The 21279-nt window shown below is 70.6% G+C and carries 20 protein-coding genes and 1 riboswitch; of the genes, 11 read left to right on the top strand and 9 right to left on the bottom strand.

Annotated features, from left to right (window positions below; all coding sequences use genetic code 11):
• Positions 1-8 precede the first annotated feature (8 nt).
• The 4 genes from ftsR (at position 9) to ACZ60E_RS42330 (ending at position 3706) form a co-directional block, all read left to right on the top strand.
• On the top strand, positions 9-743 hold the full coding sequence (gene ftsR, locus ACZ60E_RS42345) for a transcriptional regulator FtsR (RefSeq protein ID WP_469447587.1): 735 nt from the start codon (positions 9-11) through the stop codon (positions 741-743).
• A 99-nt stretch (positions 744-842) separates the two neighbouring features.
• Complete coding sequence (locus ACZ60E_RS42340; protein WP_006123076.1) at positions 843-1316, top strand: bifunctional nuclease family protein; 474 nt, start codon at positions 843-845, stop codon at positions 1314-1316.
• A gap of 232 nt (positions 1317-1548) precedes the next feature.
• Entirely contained in the window at positions 1549-2181 is a 633-nt protein-coding gene (locus ACZ60E_RS42335) for a MerR family transcriptional regulator (RefSeq protein ID WP_385837658.1), read from the top strand.
• A 91-nt stretch (positions 2182-2272) separates the two neighbouring features.
• Positions 2273-3706, top strand: coding sequence for a DNA polymerase IV (locus tag ACZ60E_RS42330; protein ID WP_469447584.1), 1434 nt, complete (start codon positions 2273-2275; stop codon positions 3704-3706).
• 245 nt (positions 3707-3951) lie between these two features.
• Here ACZ60E_RS42330 and ACZ60E_RS42325 read toward each other — a convergent pair whose 3' ends face one another.
• A complete protein-coding gene (locus ACZ60E_RS42325) occupies positions 3952-4326 on the bottom strand; it encodes a PRC-barrel domain-containing protein (RefSeq protein WP_385837655.1) in 375 nt (124 codons plus the stop codon).
• Between the two features lie 104 nt (positions 4327-4430).
• Positions 4431-4526, top strand: a riboswitch (glycine riboswitch).
• A gap of 184 nt (positions 4527-4710) precedes the next feature.
• Here ACZ60E_RS42325 and gcvP point away from each other — a divergent pair.
• Positions 4711-7596 (top strand): aminomethyl-transferring glycine dehydrogenase, encoded by a 2886-nt coding sequence (gene gcvP / locus ACZ60E_RS42320; RefSeq protein WP_469447582.1) that lies wholly within the window; start codon positions 4711-4713, stop codon positions 7594-7596.
• A 97-nt stretch (positions 7597-7693) separates the two neighbouring features.
• On the opposite strand, the gene ACZ60E_RS42315 is transcribed toward gcvP, so the two are convergent.
• Complete coding sequence (locus ACZ60E_RS42315; RefSeq protein ID WP_107018633.1) at positions 7694-7897, bottom strand: DUF5999 family protein; 204 nt, start codon at positions 7895-7897, stop codon at positions 7694-7696.
• Between the two features lie 362 nt (positions 7898-8259).
• A complete protein-coding gene (locus ACZ60E_RS42310; RefSeq protein ID WP_453795737.1) occupies positions 8260-8850 on the bottom strand; it encodes a hypothetical protein in 591 nt (196 codons plus the stop codon).
• 674 nt (positions 8851-9524) lie between these two features.
• Between ACZ60E_RS42310 and ACZ60E_RS42305 the strand changes: the two genes are divergently transcribed.
• Positions 9525-11045 (top strand): glutamate-cysteine ligase family protein, encoded by a 1521-nt coding sequence (locus ACZ60E_RS42305; protein ID WP_384815013.1) that lies wholly within the window; start codon positions 9525-9527, stop codon positions 11043-11045.
• A 22-nt stretch (positions 11046-11067) separates the two neighbouring features.
• Here the strand turns inward: ACZ60E_RS42305 and ACZ60E_RS42300 are convergent, their stop codons facing one another.
• Positions 11068-12837, bottom strand: a complete 1770-nt coding sequence (locus ACZ60E_RS42300) for a substrate-binding and VWA domain-containing protein (protein WP_469447579.1) — start codon at positions 12835-12837, stop codon at positions 11068-11070.
• A 196-nt stretch (positions 12838-13033) separates the two neighbouring features.
• Between ACZ60E_RS42300 and ACZ60E_RS42295 the strand changes: the two genes are divergently transcribed.
• Positions 13034-13834 carry a CPBP family intramembrane glutamic endopeptidase gene (locus ACZ60E_RS42295; RefSeq protein WP_469447577.1) on the top strand — a complete coding sequence of 267 codons (801 nt, stop codon included), beginning with the start codon at positions 13034-13036 and terminating at the stop codon, positions 13832-13834.
• Positions 13835-13949: 115 nt separating this feature from the next.
• Here the strand turns inward: ACZ60E_RS42295 and ACZ60E_RS42290 are convergent, their stop codons facing one another.
• The gene (locus ACZ60E_RS42290) at positions 13950-14768 is read right to left on the bottom strand and encodes a PhzF family phenazine biosynthesis protein (RefSeq protein WP_469447575.1); all 819 of its coding nucleotides are present in this window, start codon (positions 14766-14768) and stop codon (positions 13950-13952) included.
• Between the two features lie 184 nt (positions 14769-14952).
• On the opposite strand from ACZ60E_RS42290, the gene ACZ60E_RS42285 reads away from it, so the two are divergent.
• Complete coding sequence (locus ACZ60E_RS42285) at positions 14953-15609, top strand: PadR family transcriptional regulator (protein WP_469447573.1); 657 nt, start codon at positions 14953-14955, stop codon at positions 15607-15609.
• 141 nt (positions 15610-15750) lie between these two features.
• Here the strand turns inward: ACZ60E_RS42285 and ACZ60E_RS42280 are convergent, their stop codons facing one another.
• Both ACZ60E_RS42280 and ACZ60E_RS42275 read right to left on the bottom strand, forming a co-directional pair.
• Positions 15751-16179 (bottom strand): type II toxin-antitoxin system Rv0910 family toxin, encoded by a 429-nt coding sequence (locus tag ACZ60E_RS42280; RefSeq protein WP_385837646.1) that lies wholly within the window; start codon positions 16177-16179, stop codon positions 15751-15753.
• 128 nt (positions 16180-16307) lie between these two features.
• Positions 16308-16496 carry a hypothetical protein gene (locus tag ACZ60E_RS42275; protein ID WP_469447597.1) on the bottom strand — a complete coding sequence of 63 codons (189 nt, stop codon included), beginning with the start codon at positions 16494-16496 and terminating at the stop codon, positions 16308-16310.
• Between the two features lie 197 nt (positions 16497-16693).
• Here ACZ60E_RS42275 and ACZ60E_RS42270 point away from each other — a divergent pair, with 197 nt between their 5' ends.
• Entirely contained in the window at positions 16694-17242 is a 549-nt protein-coding gene (locus ACZ60E_RS42270; RefSeq protein ID WP_469447571.1) for a Clp protease N-terminal domain-containing protein, read from the top strand.
• Positions 17243-17343: 101 nt separating this feature from the next.
• A complete protein-coding gene (locus ACZ60E_RS42265) occupies positions 17344-18402 on the top strand; it encodes an EamA family transporter (RefSeq protein WP_469447569.1) in 1059 nt (352 codons plus the stop codon).
• An 80-nt stretch (positions 18403-18482) separates the two neighbouring features.
• On the opposite strand, the gene ACZ60E_RS42260 is transcribed toward ACZ60E_RS42265, so the two are convergent.
• Complete coding sequence (locus ACZ60E_RS42260) at positions 18483-19115, bottom strand: FMN-binding negative transcriptional regulator (protein ID WP_469447567.1); 633 nt, start codon at positions 19113-19115, stop codon at positions 18483-18485.
• On the bottom strand, positions 19115-19792 hold the full coding sequence (locus ACZ60E_RS42255) for a pyridoxamine 5'-phosphate oxidase family protein (RefSeq protein WP_469447595.1): 678 nt from the start codon (positions 19790-19792) through the stop codon (positions 19115-19117). The genes ACZ60E_RS42260 and ACZ60E_RS42255 overlap by 1 nt, the downstream gene beginning before the upstream one ends.
• 136 nt (positions 19793-19928) lie before the next feature.
• Between ACZ60E_RS42255 and ACZ60E_RS42250 the strand changes: the two genes are divergently transcribed.
• The gene (locus ACZ60E_RS42250) at positions 19929-21260 is read left to right on the top strand and encodes an aminotransferase class I/II-fold pyridoxal phosphate-dependent enzyme (RefSeq protein WP_469447565.1); all 1332 of its coding nucleotides are present in this window, start codon (positions 19929-19931) and stop codon (positions 21258-21260) included.
• The last annotated feature ends 19 nt before the right edge of the window (positions 21261-21279 follow it).

Below are 21279 nucleotides of genomic sequence, written 5' to 3'. Positions count from 1 at the left end.
GAAGGTCCATGCTTCGAACACCGAGCGGCGGTGCCGGACACGGCGCCGCCGCCACGGACCACGGGCTGATGAGCATCGGCACGGTACTGAACGTGCTGCGTGACGAATTTCCCGAGGTCACCGTCTCCAAGATTCGGTTCCTGGAGTCCGAGGGCCTCATCGAGCCGCAGCGCACCCCCTCGGGATACCGCAAGTTCAGCGAGGACGACGTCGAGCGCCTCGGACACGTCCTGAGGATGCAGCGGGACCACTATCTGCCCCTGAAGGTCATCCGTGAGCACCTGGACGCCATGGGACGCGGAGAGGCGGCCCCACTGCCCTCCGTGGGGCGTCAGCGCGACGGAGAGCCACTGAGCGAGCCCGAGGAGCCCGTCGTCGCCCGTATCGGGCGGGCCGAGCTGCTGGCCGCCGCGGAGATCGGTGAGCAGGAGCTCGCCGAATGGGAGTCGTACGGGCTCATCACCCCGCTCCTGGACGGGGTGTACGACGCCGAGGCGGTGACCGTCGCCGGACTGGTCCTGGAACTCGGGCGGTTCGGGATCGAGCCGCGGCATCTGCGCGCCGTGAAGGCCGCCGCCGACCGCGAGGCCGGGCTGGTGGACCAGGTCGTGGCACCCCTACGGCTCCACCGCAACCCGCAGACCAGGGCGCACGCCCAGGCACGCACCAAGGAGCTGGCGCGACTCGCGGTGAAGCTGCACGCCGCCCTGGTGCAGTCGGCCCTCGGGGTGCGTCTTCCCTGACCCGGCGACCCGCGCGGACGCAGGACGTGGAACGTGGGATAGGGCACCCATTCCGTGCTCGACTACCCAAAGGTGCCGGGCACGGCCTAGGGTTGCTGTGTGAACGAGCTCGACGTCGTAGGTGTCCGGGTCGAAATGCCCTCCAACCAACCGATCGTGCTCCTGCGTGAAGTGGGAGGCGACCGTTACCTCCCCATCTGGATCGGGCCGGGGGAGGCGACGGCCATCGCCTTCGCGCAGCAGGGCATGGCCCCCGCGCGACCGCTGACCCACGACCTGTTCAAGGACGTGCTGGAGGCCGTCGGCCAGGAGCTGACCGAAGTGCGCATCACGGACCTGCGGGAGGGTGTCTTCTACGCGGAGCTGGTGTTCGCCAGTGGAGTCGAGGTGAGCGCGCGGCCGTCCGACGCCATAGCGCTGGCCCTGCGCACCGGGACGCCCATCTACGGCAGCGACGGCGTCCTCGACGACGCCGGCATCGCGATCCCGGACGAGCAGGAGGACGAGGTGGAGAAGTTCCGCGAGTTCCTCGACCAGATCTCGCCCGAGGACTTCGGGACCAACAGTCAGTGACGGCCCGACAGCCGGTGGTGGCGCGAGAGGGCGGTCGGTGACCCTCCGGGGCCGTCGGACGACGGGCCGTGCGGCGGTCGTCCCGAGAGCATTCGGCTAGCCTTTCCCCGCGGTGGGGTACGGGAAACCACTCTAAGGGTGATTATCACCCGGCGTGCCGAGTGTGGCGATCGTTGACGAGCCCCTGGTGACTGCCTACCGTCGTGAAGGCAGGTCAAGGACGGAGGTCGGCGTGAGAAGCAGCGGCGACGGTACGGCTGGGGGTGCTCCCGGACGAGGTCTGGGAGACAGTGGCCCGTACCCGCTTCACAGCAGCGCGGCCGATCACGTGAAGCGGCCGACGGCGGTGCCGGGGGACGGCGAGGTGGCGTCCGACGAGATCGGCTATCGCGGGCCCACGGCCTGCGCGGCCGCGGGGATCACCTATCGGCAGTTGGACTACTGGGCCAGGACCGGGCTGGTCGAGCCGAGCGTGCGGCCCGCCCACGGGTCGGGGACGCAACGGCTCTACAGCTTCCGGGACGTGGTCGTCCTGAAGATCGTCAAGCGGTTCCTCGACACGGGGGTCTCGCTGCAGAACATCCGCACCACGGTCCAGCATCTCAAGGAGCGCGGCTCCTGCGACCTTGAGCGGATGACGCTGATGAGCGACGGCGCGACGGTCTACGAGTGCTCCTCGCCCGACGAGGTCCACGCACTCCTCCAGGGCGGCCAGGGCATCTTCGGCATCGCCGTGGGTGTGGTGTGGCGGGACGTGGAGAGCGCGCTCTCACAGCTGCACGGAGAGCGTGTGGACACGGGCGAGACGCTCGTGGGCGCCAATCCGGCGGACGAACTGGCACGGCGGCGCAACCGGGCGGTCTGAGGCGGCCCCAGAGGCCGTGCCGGCGGTCCCGTGGCGCTTCGTGGGGCGATGGGCCGGGGCATTGTCAGTGGCGTAGGGCAGCATCGGACATGTGAGAACCACACCCACGATCCTGCATCTCGACATGGATGCCTTCTTCGCCTCGGCGGAGCAGGCGTCCAAGCCGAGCCTGCGCGGGAAAGCGGTCATCGTGGGCGGCCTCGGACCGCGTGGTGTGGTCTCCACCTGTTCGTACGAGGCGCGGGTCTTCGGGGTGCATTCGGCGATGCCCATGGCGCAGGCCCGCCGTCTGGCGCCGAACGCCGCGTATCTCGTACCGCGCTTCGGTCTCTACCGGCAGATCAGCGAGCAGGTGATGGGGCTGCTGCGGGAGCTGTCGCCGCTGGTGGAGCCGTTGAGCCTGGACGAGGCGTTCGTCGATCTGGAGGCCGGGGAGACGGCCTGGGACGAGCGATCGGCGCTGCTGGCCGGTCGGAAGCTGCGCGACGACATCCGGGCCGTCACCGGGCTGACGGGGTCCGTGGGTCTCGCGGCCTGCAAGATGCTCGCGAAGATCGCCTCCGAGCAGGCCAAGCCGGACGGACTCGTGCTCATAGAGCCGGGCACCGAGCGGGCGCTGCTCGCGCCCATGCCGGTCCGCATCCTGCCGGGGGTGGGGCCCGCCACCGGCGACCATCTGCGGCGGGGCGGGATCAGCACGGTCGGGGAGATCGCGGAGGCGGGCGAGGACGAGCTCGTACGGCTCCTGGGGAAGGCCCACGGGCTCGGCCTGTACGCGATGGCGCTGGCGCGCGACGAGCGGCCCGTGGTGGCCGAACGGGACACCAAGTCGGTCTCCGTCGAGGACACGTACGACGTGGACATCCACGACCGGGTGCGGGTGCGCATGGAGGTGCAGCGGCTTGCGGACCGGTGCGTTCAGCGGTTGCGGGGGGCGCATCTGTCCGGGCGGACCATCGTGCTGAAGGTGCGGCGGTACGACTTCTCGACGCTGACGCGGTCCGAGACGTTGCGGGGGCCCACGGACGATCCCGGGGTGGTGCGGGAGGCTGCCGCGCGGCTGCTGGAGGCGGTGGACACCACCGGGGGTGTGCGGTTGCTGGGGGTGGGGGTGACCGGGCTTGCCGACTACACGCAGGAGGATCTTTTCGCGCAGGCGCAGGCCGCTGCCGCGGGGGTGGAGGATGTGGCGTCGGGGGAGCTGCCGGAGGAGGCCGGGGCGGGCGCTGTCGGCGCCGGCGTTTCCGTCGAGGAGTCCGCGGTGGCTGGGCCCGCGGAGCGGGTGTGGCGGGCGGGGCACGATGTACGGCATGTCGAGTTCGGGCACGGGTGGGTGCAGGGGAGTGGGCTGGGGAGGGTGACTGTGCGGTTCGAGACGCCGGGGTCCGTGCCGGGGCGGGTGAAGACGTTTCGGGTTGACGATCCTGGGTTGGAGTCGGCGGAGCCGTTGCCTTTGGTTGAGGGGTTGCCTGTGGGGCCTGCGGGGGGTTCGGGGCGTGGGGAGGGGGGTGGGGGTGCGTTGTGAGGGTGCGGGTTCGTTGTGGCTGGCCGCGCCGTTCCCCGCGCCCCTAAAAGCAAAAGACTGCGCCGTTCCCCGCGCCCCTGAGTGGGCGGGATCGCGTCGTTGCCTGCGGCCCCGTCAAGGCAAAAGATTGCGCCGTTCCCCGCGCCCCTGAAGAACCAGAAGACTGCGCCGTTCCCCGCGTCCCTGGAGAGCCATGGGATTGCGTCGTTCCGCGCGCCTCTGCTCTGAAGAACTCGAAGCGGGTTTCAGGTGGGGTCGTCCGTGTTGGCCAGGTGGCCGAAGTCTCGGTCTGGGAAGGGGGGTGCTGGGGATACGTCCAGGCCGTAGTGGTGGTAGAGCTGCAGTTCTTGTTCGGGGGAGAGGTGGCGGCCCACGCCGAAGTCGGGGGCGTCCTTGATCAGGGAGCGTTCGAAGGGGACGTGCAGGGACTCGGCGATCACTTCGCTGGGCTCCAGGGGGACGAAGGCGTCCCGGCTGAACAGCCCGGTGCGTATCGCCGCCCACTCCGGTGCGCCGGTCGCGTCGTCGAGGTAAACCTCGTCCACGGTGCCGATCCTCGTGCCGTTGCGGTCGAACGCCTTGCGGCCTATCAGGTTGCGCGGATCGATGTCGGTCTGCACGGGCCCTCCAGCTGCTCGCAACTCATCCGTAAGCACTACGAAAGAGCACTTTGAGGTGGGCGGCCACTTGAGGGAACCCCGCTGGTAGGCTGGGCGACGGCTGCTGACCCCGTGCGGGAGAGTCCTCCAGGCTTCATCGGAGGCGCCGAAGGAGCAAATCCTCCCCGGAATCTCTCAGGCACACGTACCGCATGGACGAGGTCACTCTGGAAAGCAGAGGGGTGTTCGAGTATTCGACGGGCTCCGCTCTCACCGACGGTGAAAGCCGGTGCGCCTTCATGGCGGGCCGGTGAAGCTCTCAGGTTGAGATGACAGAGGGGGAGGCCGTTCGGGCACCCACACAGTGGTGCCCCTCGAAGGTCGTCAGACCAGGAGGCCTCCGCAATGACCGTCCACCGTATTCCGCTCTCCGAGCTCGAACAGGGAATCCCCTTCGAGCAGCGTCACATCGGGCCCGACTCCGAGGCCCGCGCCAAGATGCTCGCGCAGGTGGGGTACGGCTCGCTCGACGAGCTGACGGCCGCCGCGGTGCCGGATGTGATCAAGAACGCCGACGCGCTCGAACTGCCGGGCGCCCGCACCGAGGCCGAGGTGCAGGCCGAGCTGCGTTCCCTCGCGGATCGCAACCAGGTGCTGGACTCGATGATCGGGCTCGGTTACTACGGGACGTTCACGCCGCCCGTCATCCTGCGCAACGTGATGGAGAGTCCGGCCTGGTACACGGCCTACACGCCGTATCAGCCGGAGATCTCGCAAGGGCGGCTGGAAGCCCTGCTGAACTTCCAGACCGTGGTGGCCGAGCTGACCGGACTGCCGACCTCCGGGGCCTCGCTGCTCGACGAGGGCACGGCCGCCGCCGAGGCCATGGCGCTGTCGCGGCGCATGGGGAAGAACAAGAAGGGCCTCTTCCTGATCGACGCGGACACCATGCCGCAGACGATCGCGGTGATAGAGACCCGCGCCGAGCCCACCGGCGTCGAGGTCGTCGTCGCCGACCTCAGCGACGGCATCCCCGCGGGGCTGGCCGGGCGTGAGATCAACGGCGTACTCCTGCAGTACCCCGGCGCCTCCGGTGCCGTGCGGGACCTGGGGCCCGTCGTCGAGCAGGCGCACGAGCTGGGCGCGGTCGTCACCGTCGCCGCCGACCTGCTCGCCCTGACGCTGCTCACCTCGCCCGGCGAGCTGGGCGCCGACATCGCCGTCGGTACGACACAGCGCTTCGGTGTGCCGATGGGCTTCGGCGGGCCGCACGCCGGATACATGGCCGTACGGGAGAAGTTCGCGCGCAGCCTGCCCGGCCGGCTCGTCGGTGTCTCCGTGGACGCGGACGGCAACAAGGCGTACCGCCTGGCCCTGCAGACGCGTGAGCAGCACATCCGCCGGGAGAAGGCGACCAGCAACATCTGCACGGCTCAGGTGCTGCTCGCGGTGATGGCGGGGATGTACGCCGTCTACCACGGTCCCGAGGGGCTGAAGGGCATCGCCCGGCGTACCCACCGGTACGCCACGATCCTTGCCGCCGGTCTGCGGGCGGGCGGGGTCGAGGTCGTCCACGAGGCGTACTTCGACACCCTCACCGTGCGGGTGCCGGGCCGGGCGGCCGAGGTGCTCGCCGCCGCCCGCCAGGGCGGGGTCAACCTCCACCTGGTGGACGCGGACCACCTCTCCCTGTCCTGCGACGAGACGACCACGCGGGCCCAACTGGGCGTCGTCTGGTCGGCGTTCGGCGTCGACGGCGATGTGGCCGCGCTCGACGGGACCGCCGAGGACACGCTGCCGGCCCCGCTGCTGCGCACCGACGAGTACCTCACGCACCCGGTCTTCCACCTGTACCGCTCGGAGACGGCGATGCTGCGCTACCTGCGCCGTCTCGCCGACCGCGACTACGCGCTCGACCGCGGCATGATCCCGCTCGGCTCGTGCACCATGAAGCTCAACGCGACCACCGAGATGGAGCCGGTCACCTGGCCCGAGTTCGGGCAGCTGCACCCCTTCGCGCCCGCCGAGCAGGCGCAGGGCTACCTCACGCTCATCCGTGAGCTGGAGGAGCGCCTCGCCGAGGTGACGGGCTACGACAACGTGTCGCTCCAGCCCAACGCCGGTTCGCAGGGCGAACTGGCCGGTCTGCTGGCCGTCCGCGGCTACCACCGGGCCAACGGCGACGAGCAGCGCACGGTCTGCCTCATCCCGTCGTCCGCGCACGGCACGAACGCCGCCAGCGCCGTGATGGCCGGGATGAAGGTCGTCGTCGTGAAGACCGCCGAGGACGGCGAGATCGACGTCGCGGACCTGCGGGCCAAGATCGAGCAGCACCGTGACGAGCTGTCCGTCCTGATGATCACGTACCCCTCGACCCATGGGGTGTTCGAGGAGCACGTCGCCGACATCTGCGCCCAGGTGCACGAGGCGGGCGGGCAGGTCTACGTGGACGGCGCCAACCTCAACGCGCTGGTGGGGCTCGCCAAGCCGGGGCACTTCGGCGGCGACGTCTCGCACCTCAACCTGCACAAGACCTTCTGCATCCCGCACGGCGGCGGCGGTCCGGGCGTCGGCCCGGTCGGAGTGCGCGCGCACCTGGCGCCGTACCTGCCGAACCACCCGCTGCAGCCCGCCGCGGGGCCGGAGACGGGCGTGGGCCCGGTCTCCGCTGCTCCCTGGGGCTCCGCGGGCATCCTGCCCATCTCCTGGGCGTACGTCAGGCTCATGGGCGGGGAAGGGCTCAAGCGGGCCACGCAGGTCGCCGTGCTCAGCGCCAACTACGTGGCCAAGCGCCTTGAGCCGCACTTCCCGGTCCTCTACACCGGTCCCGGCGGGCTCGTGGCGCACGAGTGCATCATCGACCTGCGGCCGCTCACCAAGGCGACCGGTGTGAGCGTCGACGACATCGCCAAGCGGCTCATCGACTACGGGTTCCACGCGCCGACGATGTCGTTCCCGGTGGCCGGCACGCTGATGATCGAGCCCACCGAGAGCGAGGACCTGGCCGAACTCGACCGGTTCTGCGACGCGATGATCGCCGTTCGCGCGGAGATCGAGAAGGTCGGCTCGGGCGAGTGGGCGGCGGACGACAACCCGCTGCGCAACGCCCCGCACACGGCCGCCGCCCTCGGCGACACGTGGGAGCACGGGTACAGCCGCGAGGAGGCCGTGTTCCCGGCCGGGGTCTCGGCCGCCGACAAGTACTGGCCGCCGGTGCGGCGGATCGACCAGGCGTACGGCGACCGGAACCTGGTCTGTTCCTGCCCGCCGCTGGACGCCTACGAGGACTGATCACGCACCGGTCACGCCGGACATGCGTCGGGGCCGGTTCCGGGAGTGCTTCCCGGGGCCGGCCCCGCTGTCCGTTCCCGTCGCCGCGCCGTGCCGCTCAGGCGGCGGTCATCACATCAAGGGCCAGCGGCCGGTGCGGCGCGATGATCCGGCCGTCCGGCAGAAGCTCACCGGTGTCCTCGAAGAGCAGGACGCCGTTGCACAGCAGGCTCCATCCCTGCTCCGGGTGGTGCGCCACAAGGAGCGCTGCCTCCCGGTCGGCGGAGTCGGCTGTCGGGCACGGTCGCTGGTGCTGGCACATTGATGGGATCTTTCGCTTCGGTGTGAGGTCGGTGCTCGATGTGGTGTCTGTTCCGCGGCTCGAACTGGCGTCCATGGCCGCCCCCCGTTTGTCAGATGGTCCGGAACCCAGTGTTGCCCTATGGGCGTCAATCCGCAGGGATTTGACGCCAGCGCTCCTCACAGGTTGATGACGCATCACCCGTGCGGACGGTTCATCTCAACTGGGGTGTCCCTTCGGGTGGTTCGCAATGGTCGGATGGGGCTAGTCCGGACGGGCCGGGCGTGCACTGTGTCTTGCACGTGTCACTCCGAGCGACGTCCGCGCAGCAATGTGCCCCGCGGCCGGGGTGATGGCCGCGGGGCGGTGGGACCAAGGTGCGCTCAGGCGGGTGAACCGAGCAGTGGGGTGGCCGCGGGTGCGAGCCGGTTGGTCAGTACGGGCAGCAGTTCGGCCGCGCGGTGCGGGCGGTGGGCGGCGATTCCGGGCGGGGCGGGCGCCAGGGGCACCAGCAGGTCGGTGGCGGCGAGGTGGCCCTTCGTGCCGTCGGCGGTGAAGTCGCCGTGCAGCCAGAGCGTGAGCATGTAGAGCTCGGGTACGGAGAGCAGGCGTGGCTGGTACGACCCCTGCATGGTCTCGGCCTGGCGCAGGGCGCGCTCGGTCGCGGTGACGTACGGGCCCTCGAAGAAGTGGGAGAAGGCCCAGCCGTCGGGGGTCATCCTGGTGTCCGCGGCAGCCACCGCGCGTTCGTGGCAGCGGATGAGGAACCGCCATCCGGCGAGCCGGGTGGCCGAGGTGCCCGCCGGGGTGATTCGGTCGAGTACGTGGACGGGCAGCGGGAGTTCGGCGGTGAGGGGTCCCTGGGTGTCGCGGAGTGACGGGGTACGGGCTTCACGGACCGCGGTCGGGGAACCGAGGGCCGTGAGGACGGTGCGCAATGCCGGCGCGGGAGCCGGAGGGACGTGCAGCGGCATGGTGGGTCGCCTCTCATTCGACAGGCATGGTGGCGCGGGGGCGGGGGCGGACGGCGCTGTCAGCTCTCGGGGTCAAAGGGGCGGGGGCATAGGGCCTGTCGCCGAAGTGATGCCTGCCGCGCGGTGTCCGGCACGCATGCTCGCCGAGAGGCCGGAGGGGTCCGGTAGCCTCGCTTCGCTACAAGATCCATCCGGCGACTTTGCGATCGCACGCACAGGACGCCGCACGGGCCGCCCCTCGGGTTGATGCCGTCACCTCGACGACAGGCCCTGCGACCACGAGCGCCAACTCTCTGCCTCGTTCGCGGAGTTTATACGACACGTGTTCAGGCCGTGTTTCAGCTAGCTGTTCCGCGCATTAAGTGCAAGAGACAATTAGGTCGCCGATACGTGTGTTTGGTCCTGGTTCTCGGCGGGTACCCGTCGATGACCTCGGAATACTCTTCCGAAGGGGACGGCCGGTTCTCGTCGGCGTTTTTCACGACAGAGTCGGCCGTCAAGAAAAATGGGGCGCCTCATGCCTGGTGAATGTGCCCGACGAGAGCTGAGTCCAGAGTAGTGCCCGGGGGGCAGGTCCGGGGCGTTATCGATCACATTGCCTGGGCATCATCCCCCGTGACCCGGAACACCGGCGGCCGGTTCTTCGGGCGGCCCAGTCGAGGAGGGAAGCTTCGATGGGGGAGAAGGTCGTGGCGGGGACGATCGGTCTGTCCGACCGCCGACGGTACCGAGAAAAGCTTCAGCAGTGCCTGGAGGGGCTGGCGCGGTTGCTGGCGGAGGAGCGGTTCGACCGGCCCAGGAATCTCATGGGTCTGGAGGTCGAGCTGAATCTCGCGGGCCCCGACGGCATGCCGAAAATGATGAATGCGCAAGTACTCGAACGAATCGCCAGCCGCGATTTCCAAACAGAACTCGCCATGTTCAATCTGGAAGTCAACATTGCTCCCCATCGGCTCGAAGGCCGGGTATTCGACCGGCTCGCCGAGGAACTGCGCACCTCTCTCGCGTATGCCCACCGGAAGGCGAAAGAGGTCGATGCCGGAATCGTGATGATCGGTATTCTGCCGACCCTCGCCCGTGACGACCTGGTCTCCGCGAACCTTTCGGACGTGGACCGCTACACGCTGCTCAACGACCAGATCGTCGCGGCCCGCGGTGAGGACTTCACCCTGGACATCGAGGGCGTGGAGCGGCTCACGTGCACCTCGGCGTCCATCGCGCCCGAAGCGGCGTGCACGTCTGTGCAGTTGCATCTTCAGGTCACACCGGACCGGTTCGCCGACGTGTGGAACGCCGCGCAGGTCGCGGCGGCGGCACAGATCGTCGTGGGCGCCAACTCGCCGTTCCTCTTCGGCCGTGAGCTGTGGCGCGAGTCCAGGCCCCCGCTGTTCCAGCAGTCCACCGACACGCGCCCGCCCGAGCTCCAGGCGCAGGGGGTGAGGCCGCGCACCTGGTTCGGCGAACGCTGGATCTCCTCGGCGTACGACCTCTTCGAGGAGAACCTGCGGTTCTTCCCTCCCCTGCTGCCGCTGCGGGACGACGAGGACCCGACGCGCGTCCTCGACGAGGGCGGCATCCCGACGCTCGCCGAACTCGTGCTCCACAACGGCACCGTGTACCGCTGGAACCGCCCGGTGTACGGCATCGCCGACGGCGTCCCGCATCTGCGGGTCGAGAACCGTGTGCTGCCCGCGGGCCCCACGGTGATCGACGTCGTCGCCAACACGGTCTTCTACTACGGGCTGGTGCGCGCCCTCGCCGCGGAGGCCCGGCCGGTCTGGACCCGGCTGCCCTTCGAGGCCGCCGCCGCCAACTTCGACCAGGCCTGCCGGTACGGCATCGACGCGCACCTGGAGTGGCCGCGGCCCGGCCGGTACGGCGGGGTCACGCGCGTCCCCGGGGTGCAGTTGGTGCGCGACGAACTGCTGCCGCTCGCGGCGGCGGGGCTGGACGCGTGGGGCATCGAGCCCGCCGACCGGGACCTCTACCTCGGGGTGATCGAGGAGCGGTGCAAGCGCGGGGTCAACGGAGCCTCCTGGCAGTCCCGTACGTTCCACAGGGCGCTGGAGGGCAACATGGGGCGGGACGCGGCGCTGGCCGCCACGACGAAGCGGTACAGCGAGCTGATGCACCTCGGTGAGCCGGTGCACACCTGGCCGGTGGGGCTGCCGGAGCCGGCGGTTCCGCTGAGGTGAGGTCCGTCGGGGTGAGGGCGGGTCAGGCCGAGTCGCCCGCCTTCACCACGGCCTTCAGGATCACCGCGTGGATCTGGGACGGGTCGGTGACCAGGTGTCCCGAGCCGCCGGTCGCCTCCGCGATCTCGTTCAGCTCCTTCTTGTCCGCCTCAGGGCCCACGGCGATCGCAATCAGGGGCACGGGACGCTCCGGGTCGGCGATCTTGCGGAGTTCGGCGACCAGGCCGGCGCGCGAGATGCTCCCGGCGTCCTGGTTCACCCCGTCGGTGAGCAGCACCACCGCGTTGAACTTGCCCTTCGTGTAGGACGCCACGGCCTCCTTGTACGCGGCCAGCGTGGTGTCGTACAGGCCGGTCGCGCCGTCCTTGACCGGCTTGAGGCCGCTGAAGGCCGCCGACAGCCGCTCGCGCTGGGTGCTGCCTTCCACCTGGTCGCCGAGCCGGTCGGTCGGTACGAGGACGCGGTAGTCGCGTTTGCCGTCGATCCTCCTGGAGAACTTCCACAGCCCGATCTCGTCCTCCGGGGTGAACGTGGCCAGGGCCTGGAGCAGCGCCGCCTTGGTCACGTCCATCCGGGACTCGCTGGTGCCCGGCACCGGGTCCGACATGGACGAGGAGGCGTCGACGACCGTGGTGAGGCGGGCACTCTGCACTGTGATGGTCCACATGCCGAGCGCTTCCTCGATCTCCTTGTCCGTGGCCGGCTTCTCGGGCACCTCCCGGTACGGCTGCGGGGCCCGGCCGCCGGCTTCGGCGACCAGCGCGGCCGGGGTCTCGTCCTCGTCCGTACGGAAGCCGTGCTTCTCCAGGATCCTGCGCCCGTCGGGCTCGCCGAGCAGCGTCATGAACCGCAGCGCGGCCCGGCTCTCGTCGGTGGTCAGGTTGGGCTCGTCGACCAGAGCGAACGGATGGTCGAGCCGGGGCGCGCCGTCCTTCGGGTAGAAGAGGTCGAGATCGTCGCCGCTGTCCGCCGACTTGTTGTACGCGAACGCCGCCTGCTCGGAGAGGATCAGCGCCTGGTTGCGCTTGGGGTTGCCCTGCTCGGTGCCGGAGAGGTCGCGCGGCAGGGTGTCCAGGACCTGGCCGTCGCTGTCGGAGGTGCGCTGGGAGAGGGCCTTGGCGGTGGCCGCCGCCAGGGTGTCGCCGTCCTTCGCCTTTCCCGCCGTCTGTGCCAGCTGGGTCAGCGCGAGCAGGCCCGTGGCGCTGCGCGAGGGGTCGCCCGCGCCCAGCTTGAGGCGGTCGCTCGTCATGGTGACCCCGGCCAGCTCGGTCCAGGAGTACGTCTTCTTGGGCCAGCCGAGGGACTTCGCGGCCGACGGGACCATGGCGACACCGATGGGTGAGGAGGCGACGTTGCCCGCGGGTGTCACCGGGATCGACTGGTTGTCGGCCATGACCCTGTCCACCCACATGCCCGAGTCCGGCACCCAGGCCTCGAATTCGGTCGCGCTCCTGCGCTTCGACCGGAGGGCGTCGGCGACCTTGTAGGTGTCCTGGGCGGTCACCCGGACGTCGAGACAGCTGCCGTCGGACGTCACGTCGTTGTCCCGGGCGTACTCGGCCGCGTCCTTGAGCGCGGGCGCGATACCGGGAGCCGCGGCGATCCTCAGCCGTACGGTGCTGTCCCAGCAGGACGAGCCGAAGGAGAGCAGGCCGCTGTCGATCGCGGCGACGGTACCTCCGGCGAGGATCGTCACCAGGGCGGTCGCGAGCGCCACATTGCGGTGCCGCGTCCGTGACCGGGGGGCGGTGCCGCCCCTGCGCAACCCGTCGGGCAAGCTGTGACGTCCCATGGCGGTGGTGCCCCTCCCTGATCGAGCCCGGAGCCGTTGAAACGGTGAAATGGCCGAATGGTATGGCACACGGGATGTGCACCCCACATGGCGTCCGTCCCTTGACGGCCTGTCACGCACGATCTTCGCAACTTCTTTCGAGACCCTAGCGGGGCGAAGATGGGGATGAGACGGGATTACGCAACTGGAGGCATGAGTGCAGGTGGGGCAGGAGCCGGTGGCTGATTCTTTTGCCGAGGGACAGCCCGGGCGGCGGATCCTCCGCGACGAGACGCTGCTCGTACTGGGAGTCTCGCTCGGGGCCAGCGGGGTCTCGGCGCTGATCAGCTTCGTCGGCTCGGTCACCAGACCGGGAGGCCTGAAGGAGCAGGCGGCCACGCTCAACGCCTCGGCCGCCCCGGGCCGTCCCTGGCTCGATCTGGCCTGGCAGCTGTTCGGGATCGCGTCCGCGCTGGTGCCGGTCGCCCTGGTCGCGCACTTCCTGATCCGTGAGGGCAAGGGGCTGCGCACCCTCGGGTTCGACCGCACACGCCCGTGGTTCGACCTCGCCCGCGGAGCGGGGATCGCGGCCGTCATCGGCAGCACGGGCATCGCCTTCTATCTGGCGGCGCGCGGACTCGGCTTCAACCTCACGGTGGTGCCGGAGGCACTGCCCGAGGTGTGGTGGAAGTACCCGGTGCTGATCCTCTCCGCGCTCCAGAACTCGATCCTGGAGGAGGTCATCGTCGTCGGGTACCTGCTGCGCAGACTCGCCCAGCTGGGCTGGACTCCGCTCACCGCGCTGGTGGCCAGCTCGGTGCTGCGCGGCTCGTACCACCTCTACCAGGGCATCGGCGGGTTCATCGGCAACATGGTGATGGGCGTGGTCTTCGTCTACCTCTACCGCCGGTGGGGCCGGATCGGGCCGCTGGTGGTCGCCCACTCGCTCCTCGACATCGGGGCGTTCGTGGGGTACGCGCTGCTGGCGGGAAAGGTCGACTGGCTGCCCACCGCCTGAGCGGCGGGTGCATTGACGCGGGGCATGCGGGACGCGCGGCCCAGGTGGGGCACGCGGAGGGGCGTACGGGTGAGCCGTACGCCCCTTTGTCCGTTCCGCGGCCGGTTCGCGCTGGTCACACGAGCAGGTCGCCCTCGATCACGGTGACCGCGCGGCCCGAGAGAAGGGTGCGCTCGCCCCGGAGTTCCGTACGGACGCGCCCGGAGCGGGCGGACGCCTGGAGGCCGGTGAGTTCGGTGCGGCCCAGGCGCTCGGACCAGAACGGGGCGAGGGCCGTGTGGGCGCTGCCGGTGACCGGGTCCTCGTCGATGCCGATGTTCGGGAAGAAGCAGCGGGACACGAAGTCGTAGCCCCGGGAGGGGTCTTCGGCGCGGGCCGTGGCGATGATGCCGCGCTCGGAGTGGCGCCCCAGGGACGCGGTGTCCGGCCTGAGGCCCAGGACCGTCTTCTCGTCGGCGAGTTCGACGAGCAGGTCGCCGATGTCCGGGCCGGTGTCATGGGTGGAGAGGGGCTCGGCGCCCAGGGCCTCGGCCACGCCTGCCGGGATCTCGACCGCGGTGAGCGGGGCGGTCGGGAAGTCCAGCGTGAGCGAGCCGTCTTCCCTCGGGGTCGCGATGAGCACACCGCTCCTCGTCGCGAACCGCACGGGCCCCTGTACGGCTCCCGTGGTGACCAGCACATGGGCGGTGGCGAGTGTCGCGTGGCCGCACATCGCGACCTCGGCGGCGGGGGTGAACCAGCGCAGCGCCCAGTCGGCCCCGCCCCCTTCGGGGAGGGGGTGGGCGAACGCCGTCTCGGCGTGGTTGACCTCCAGGGCCACGTTCTGCAGCCAGGCGTCGTCCGGGAAGGACGCCGAGCCGTCGAGGAGGAGGACCCCGGCCGGGTTGCCGGCGAAGGGGCGGTCGGTGAAGGCGTCGACGATACGAATCCGCATGCGCCCGACGGTAGGTGCTGCTCACGGGCGCGGGCCAAGGCCAATCCGGGGCGGGCGGCCACTTTTCCGCCCCTCTCCGGTCGGCCTTCTGGCCGCCCTCTGTCGGTAGGGGCTTGTCGGGCGAGCTATTCCGATATATCGTTGACGCATCGCGACAGATCAACGATGGAATGGAGTGATTGCGATGCGTTCCCATGGAGAGGAATACGGACCGGGCTTCGGCCCCGGTCATGGGCATGGACACGGCCGTGGACGCGGCCGGGGTGGCCCCGGCGGTCCCGGTGAGGGCGGCTTCGAAGGCCGGCGCGGGGCGTTCGGCCCCTTCGGACCCGGCTTCGGTGGTCCCGGCTTCGGTCCGGGCCCCTGGGGCGGGCGCGGAGGCCGGGGCGGACCGCGCGGCAGGGCGCGGCGCGGCGATGTGCGCGCGTCGATCCTGGCCCTGCTCAAGGACCGGCCCATGCACGGCTACGAGATGATCCAGGAGATCGCCGAGCGCAGCGGCGGGGCGTGGAAGCCCAGCCCCGGCTCGGTGTACCCCACCCTTCAGCTGCTGGAGGACGAAGGTCTGATCAGCAGTGCGACCGAGGGCGGCAAGAAGCTGTTCTCGCTGACCGAAGAGGGTCGCGTCGCGGCCGACGAGGGTGCGGAAGCGCCCTGGGAGGACGCGGGGCGCGGGGTCGACTGGGAGGCGCTGAGCGACATCCGGCAGGCCGGCTTCGGTCTGATGGAGGCGTTCGGGCAGGTCTGGAAGACCGGCAGCAAGGAGCAGCGCGAGAAGGCGCTGGCCGTCATCAACGAATCACGCAAGAAGCTGTATCTGATCCTCGCCGACGAGGACTGATGGCTCACCCGGCCGAACGGGCCGTGACAGTGGGCCGCGACAAGGGGGGTGCCTCGGTTTCGAGGTACCCCCCATGCGGCCGGGGGACGGAGTGGGGGCTGCGTGCGTGTGGAGATGTCTGTGGGGGTGGCGGGGCGTCCTTCAGGAGACGAGCCCGCTCAGTTTGCGCAGGGACTCGTTGAGGGCGGCCGTCGCCGAATCCTTGAGTTTGCCCGCCATCAGTGAGACGGCGGCGCCCGTGAACTCGCCGTCGATACGGACCGTGGTGGCTTCCCCGTCCGGGATCAGGGTGTAGCGCGTGGCGACCGTCACGGACATGGGTCCCTTGCCGCGGATCGCGAGCGTACGGGCCGTCTCCAGTTCCTCGATGGTCCAGTTGACCTCGGCGGGAAAGCCCATGAGCTTCATGTTCTCCTCGAAGGTGCCGCCGACTTCGAGGGTCTCGGGGCCGCCCTTGGGGAAGCTGGTGTGGGTGGAGTTCCACTCGCCGTGCGAGGGGAAGTCCGTGAGCTGCGCCCAGACCTTCTCGGCGGGCGCCTCGATCCGTGCTTCCGCGCTGACTTCGGCCATGCGGCCACCCCTTTGTCTCGGGCGCTGCGCCGGGCGCAGCTGGCTACGGTGTCGCGGAACGTAGCCGTAGAGCCGTGAACATTCAATACTGATGAACCGTCAGAGAGTGGGGAGCTGTGGCGGCGGGCTCAGTGCATCGGTCGTATCACCGCCGCGTCGAACACGTCCCACGCGCGCGGGAAGGGCCCTTCGTCGTGGCAGTGCCACGCCTCCCAGAACAGGTCGGCGAGCAGCGCGTCCTCGGGTGCGTACACCCGGTACACGTACTGTCTGCCGTCCACCGACGGCAGGGCCACCAGCCAGCACCTGCTCTCCATGCCCGTGTGGACGTGCGCCGGAGCGACACGGTTGCGCATGGGGCGCGGAGCAAAGCGGCGCGCGCTGCTTCGGGGAAAACAGCGTGATGTCATCCGTAAGGAGGAGGAGCCGGACACCGGTGCCCACCCTGTGTCGGACGTGGAAATGCTTCCCCACGCGGATGACCGGAAGCCGGCGGACTGATGAGGTGGGAGACGTGCAACACCGCCTTCCCCACAGTCCCCACCAGCAGGCCGCCGAGCGCGGCCCGGTGGGCCCCGATGTCGAGGCCCACCTCAGTGCCGAGCTGGCGGCGATGGTCGCGAGCGCGCGCAGGAGGGCGTTGCGGGACGGTGACCGGCAGATCGACACGGCTCACCTGCTGCATACGCTCCTGGAGTCGGACCTCGAGGTGCGCGAGGCCTTCGAGAGCGGCCCGCAGGTCGCCCGGCTGCTCGGCTACCTCGTCCAGCGCAGCATCGGCTACGGGCTCCGCTGGCAGAGTTCCGTCGAGGACTCCGGCGCCGTGCCGACGGTGACCGGGGACGGGTGGTCGCCGGTGGCGGCCGGCGTCATGGCCTCCGCGTACGAACGTGCCGTGCGGCGGGGCGACCCGTTCGCGGACGGCGTCGATCTGCTCGCCGCACTCGTCGCCGAACCCGAGTCGCGGGCCGTGGAAGTGCTGGGACGCGCGGGGGTCGACGCCCGGGAACTGCTGGTGCGCCTCGACGGCGTGGCGGAGCGGGGTCACGGCCTCGAAGCCTGAACCCGGGCCGCCGGCGGGATCGGCGCGTACGGGCATGCGCGCGTCCAGTCGTTGAGACAGGTGTCAACGGGGGTGACGCTCATGTCGTCGCCTGTCATCATGTGCCGGTGCATACGTCAGAGATCAGCCGGGGCCACCGTGGCAGAGGCGTCGGGCTGGGGCTCGCGCTCGGGTCGGCGGTCGCCTTCGGCGGCTCCGGCGTCGCCGCCAAACCGTTGATCGAGGCAGGCCTCGACCCCCTGCACGTCGTCTGGCTGCGCGTCGCGGGCGCCGCCCTGGTCATGCTGCCGCTCGCGGTACGCCACCGGAACCTGGTCCGCGAGCGCCCCGCGCTGCTCGCCGGATTCGGACTGCTGGCCGTCGCCGGTGTCCAGGCCTTCTACTTCGCCTCCATCTCCCGGATACCCGTCGGTGTCGCCCTGCTCGTCGAGTACCTGGCGCCCGCGCTGGTGCTCGGGTGGGTCCGGTTCGTGCAGCGCCGGCCCGTCACCCGTGCCGCGGCCCTCGGGGTCGTCCTGGCCGTCGGCGGTCTCGCCTGTGTCGTCGAGGTGTGGGCCGGGCTGAGCTTCGACGTCCTCGGACTGCTGCTGGCGCTCGGCGCCGCGTGCTGCCAGGTCGGTTACTTCGTCCTGTCCGACCAGGGCGGCGACGCGGGGGAGGAGGCGCCGGCCCCGCTCGGCGTCATCGCGTACGGGCTGCTCGTCGGCGCGTTCGTCCTGACGCTCGTGGCCCGGCCGTGGGGCATGGACTGGTCGGTCCTCGGGGGCGGTGCGGACATGGACGGGACGACCGTGGCCGCCTCGCTGCTCCTGGGATGGATCGTGCTGGTCGCGACGGTCGTCGCCTACGTGACCGGTGTTCTCGCGGTGCGCAGGCTCTCGCCGCAGGTGGCCGGAGTCGTGGCGTGTCTGGAGGCGGTCATCGCGACCGTGCTCGCCTGGATCCTGCTCGGGGAGCATCTTTCGGCGCCCCAGATCATCGGCGGGGCGGTGGTGCTGTGCGGTGCCTTCATCGCGCAGACGTCCGCGCCGACCAAGGGGTCGCAGACTCCGGTGGCACAGGGAGTGGCCGGGGTGGGCGGCTCGGACGGTGTGAACGGGGTGGACGGCGTGGACGGCGCCGAGAGGGAGCGGCTGTCCGGGCGGGGTACCGCCGGTTAGGGGCCGTGCCGTGTGGGCCCACCCCTGTAGGGCCCATACGGCACGGTCGGACACGGGGGAGACCCGGCGCCGGAGCCGTGTCAGGCCCGGCGGCGCCTCATCAGTTGCTCCCGCGCCGCCGCGTCCCGGGGGCCACCCCTCGCGGACAGTTCGGCGGCGACACGGTCCTGGACTTCCTCCGTACGGTGATTCGCGTACTTGAATTTCGCCCGTACGCCGGTCACTTCGAGTCGGAGGCCCCGGATCCCGGGCAGGAGGCGCCCGTACGGGTCCTCCCCGACGGCGGCTTCGGCGGAACCGCCCTCCGGCTGGAAGTGGCCGACCTGGCGGTTCAGCAGCGCGGCCTTCCCGGCGGGGTCGTCCACCACGTGCGCGGTGCAGCGCAGTTGCACCGCCGCGTAGAAACTCGTCGGGGTGCCGTGCTCGCCAGGGGTGCCGAGCGGTGCCTGCCAGGGGCCGGGGACGTACACGTAGTCGTCGACCACGCTCAGGGTCACGACCGGATCGGCCAGGAGAGCGGGCCACAGCGGGTTCGGCCGGGCCAGATGGGCGAGCACCTCGCCGCGGTCGGGGTCGTGGACGAAGTGGAGCGGCTGGACGTGCGGTGGGTCGCCGGGGAGGCCGTTCACCGCGAGCTGCCCGAAGTCGTGGACGGCCAGCCACCGCTGCCACTCGGAGTCGTCGTGGGGCGCGTCCCAGGGATGTATGAGCATCAGAGGGTCGTCAGGTAGTCCGGGACCGCGATGCCCGGAGCCAGATCGTCGGCCGGCACGGGGGCTCCATAGGTCGTGCGGACGGGGAGGACTCCCGTCCAGTGGGGCAGGCCGAGGTCCTCGGGCTCGTCGTTCGGGCCGCCGGTGCGCAGCTTGGCCGACACCTCGTCGAGGTCGAGCCACAGCACGGAGGTCGCGGCCAGCTCCTTGGCGTTGGCGGCCCGGGAGTCGTACGAGCGGCCGGGCACCACGTGGTCGACCAGCGCGTCCAGGGCCTGCCGCTTCTCCTCCGGGTCCGTCACCTGGTGGGCCACGCCGTGCACCACGACCGAGCGGTAGTTGATCGAGTGGTGGAAGGCCGAGCGGGCCAGCACGAGTCCGTCCACGTGGGTGACCGTGAGGCAGACCGGCAGACCCGGGTCGGTCTGCCCCGCCATCCGCAGCGGGCGCGAACCGGTCGAGCCGTGCACGTAGAGCCGCTCGCCGACCCGTCCGTACAGCGTGGGCAGTACGACGGGCGCCCCGTCGCGGACGAACCCGAGGTGGCAGACGTACCCCTCGTCGAGGATCGCGTGCACCATCTCGTGGTCGTACGCGGCGCGCTCCCGGGAGCGGGTGGGGACCGTGCGGTCGGTCGGGGTGTAGGTGGCGGGGCGCGGGGTGGCCGTCTCCGTCATGGGGTTCTCCAGGTGGGCGTCGTCGGTGCTCGCAGGTGTGCGCTGTGTGCTCTGTGTTGCGGGGTACGCGGGGCGGTCCGCCGGGGCGGGTGCGTTCACCTTGCGTTGTTTTTTGTACTAGTGCATACTCTGCTTTGTGCTAGGAGAGTATCGGATCGAAGGCAGGCGCGCAGCCGAGATTGCGGCCAGTGTCGAGCGCGCGGTGGGTTCGGGAGAACTGGAGCCGGGGCAACTGCTGCCGCCCATGCGGGAGTTGGCGTCCCGGCTTGAGGTGAATCCCAATACCGTCGCGGCTGCCTACCGCACCCTGCGCGAACGCGGAGTCATCGAGACCGCGGGCCGGCGCGGCAGCCGTGTGCGCTCCAAGCCGGTGACGACCGCGCGGGAACTGTCCCGGCTGGACGTCCCGCCCGGCGTACGGAACCTGTCGGACGGCAATCCGGACCCGGCACTGCTGCCCTCGCTCGGTGCGGCGTTCGCGTCGGCCGCCGAGTTCGCGGACCGCGAACCGACGCTCTACGGAGAGGCCTCCGTGGACCCGGAACTGGCCCGGCTCGCCCGCGCCGACCTGGACGCGGACGGAGTGCCTGACGGGCCGATCGTGGTCGCCTCGGGGTCCCTCGACGGCATCGAGCGGGTACTGGCCGCACACCTGAGGCCGGGGGACGCCGTCGCGGTGGAGGATCCCGGCTGGCACAGCGTGCTCGACCTCGTCCCCGCCCTCGGACTGCGGGCCGTGCCCGTCCGGGTCGACGCCGAGGGGCCGCTGCCCGACGCCGTACGAGCCGCCCTGGAGGGCGGTGCACGGGCGCTGATCGTCACCGACCGCGCGCAGAACCCGACCGGTGCGGCGGTGAGCGCCACGCGCGCGCGTGCGCTGCGGGCCGTGTTGGAGCGGTACCCGGAGACCCTGCTCGTCGAGGACGACCACGGGCATCGGATCGTCGACCTTCCCCTGCATCCGCTGGCCGGAGCGACCCGGCACTGGGCCTTCACCCGCTCCGTCGCCAAGGCCTATGGGCCCGACCTGCGGCTGGCCGTGCTGACCGGCGATCCGGTCACCATGGACCGGGTGCAGGGGCGGCAGCGGCTGGGGCCGGGATGGGTCAGCCGGTTACTGCAGCGGGTCGTGGTGCGGCTGTGGTCGAGCGGGGCCGTAAACACCGGGGTGGTGGCGTCGGCGTATCGGCTCCGTCGTGATGCGTTGATCGGTGCGCTGGCCGAGCGGGGGGTGGGGGCGCAGGGGTGCAGCGGTATGAACGTGTGGGTGCCTGTTCCCGACGAGACGGGGGCGGTTGCGCGGCTGCTGCATTCCGGGTGGGCCGTGGCTGCCGGGGCGCGGTTCCGTATGGACGCGCCGCCTGGGTTGCGGATCACCGTTTCCACGCTTGCGCCTGGTGAGGTGGGGGAGCTGGCGGATGCGGTTGCTGGGGCGGTGGGGGTTGGGCCGGGGCGGCGGTATGTCTGAGGGGGGTGCCGGCCGGTGG

Source organism: Streptomyces sp. NPDC102514, assembly GCF_055584525.1.
This window is presented reverse-complemented; position numbering and strand designations above follow the sequence as displayed.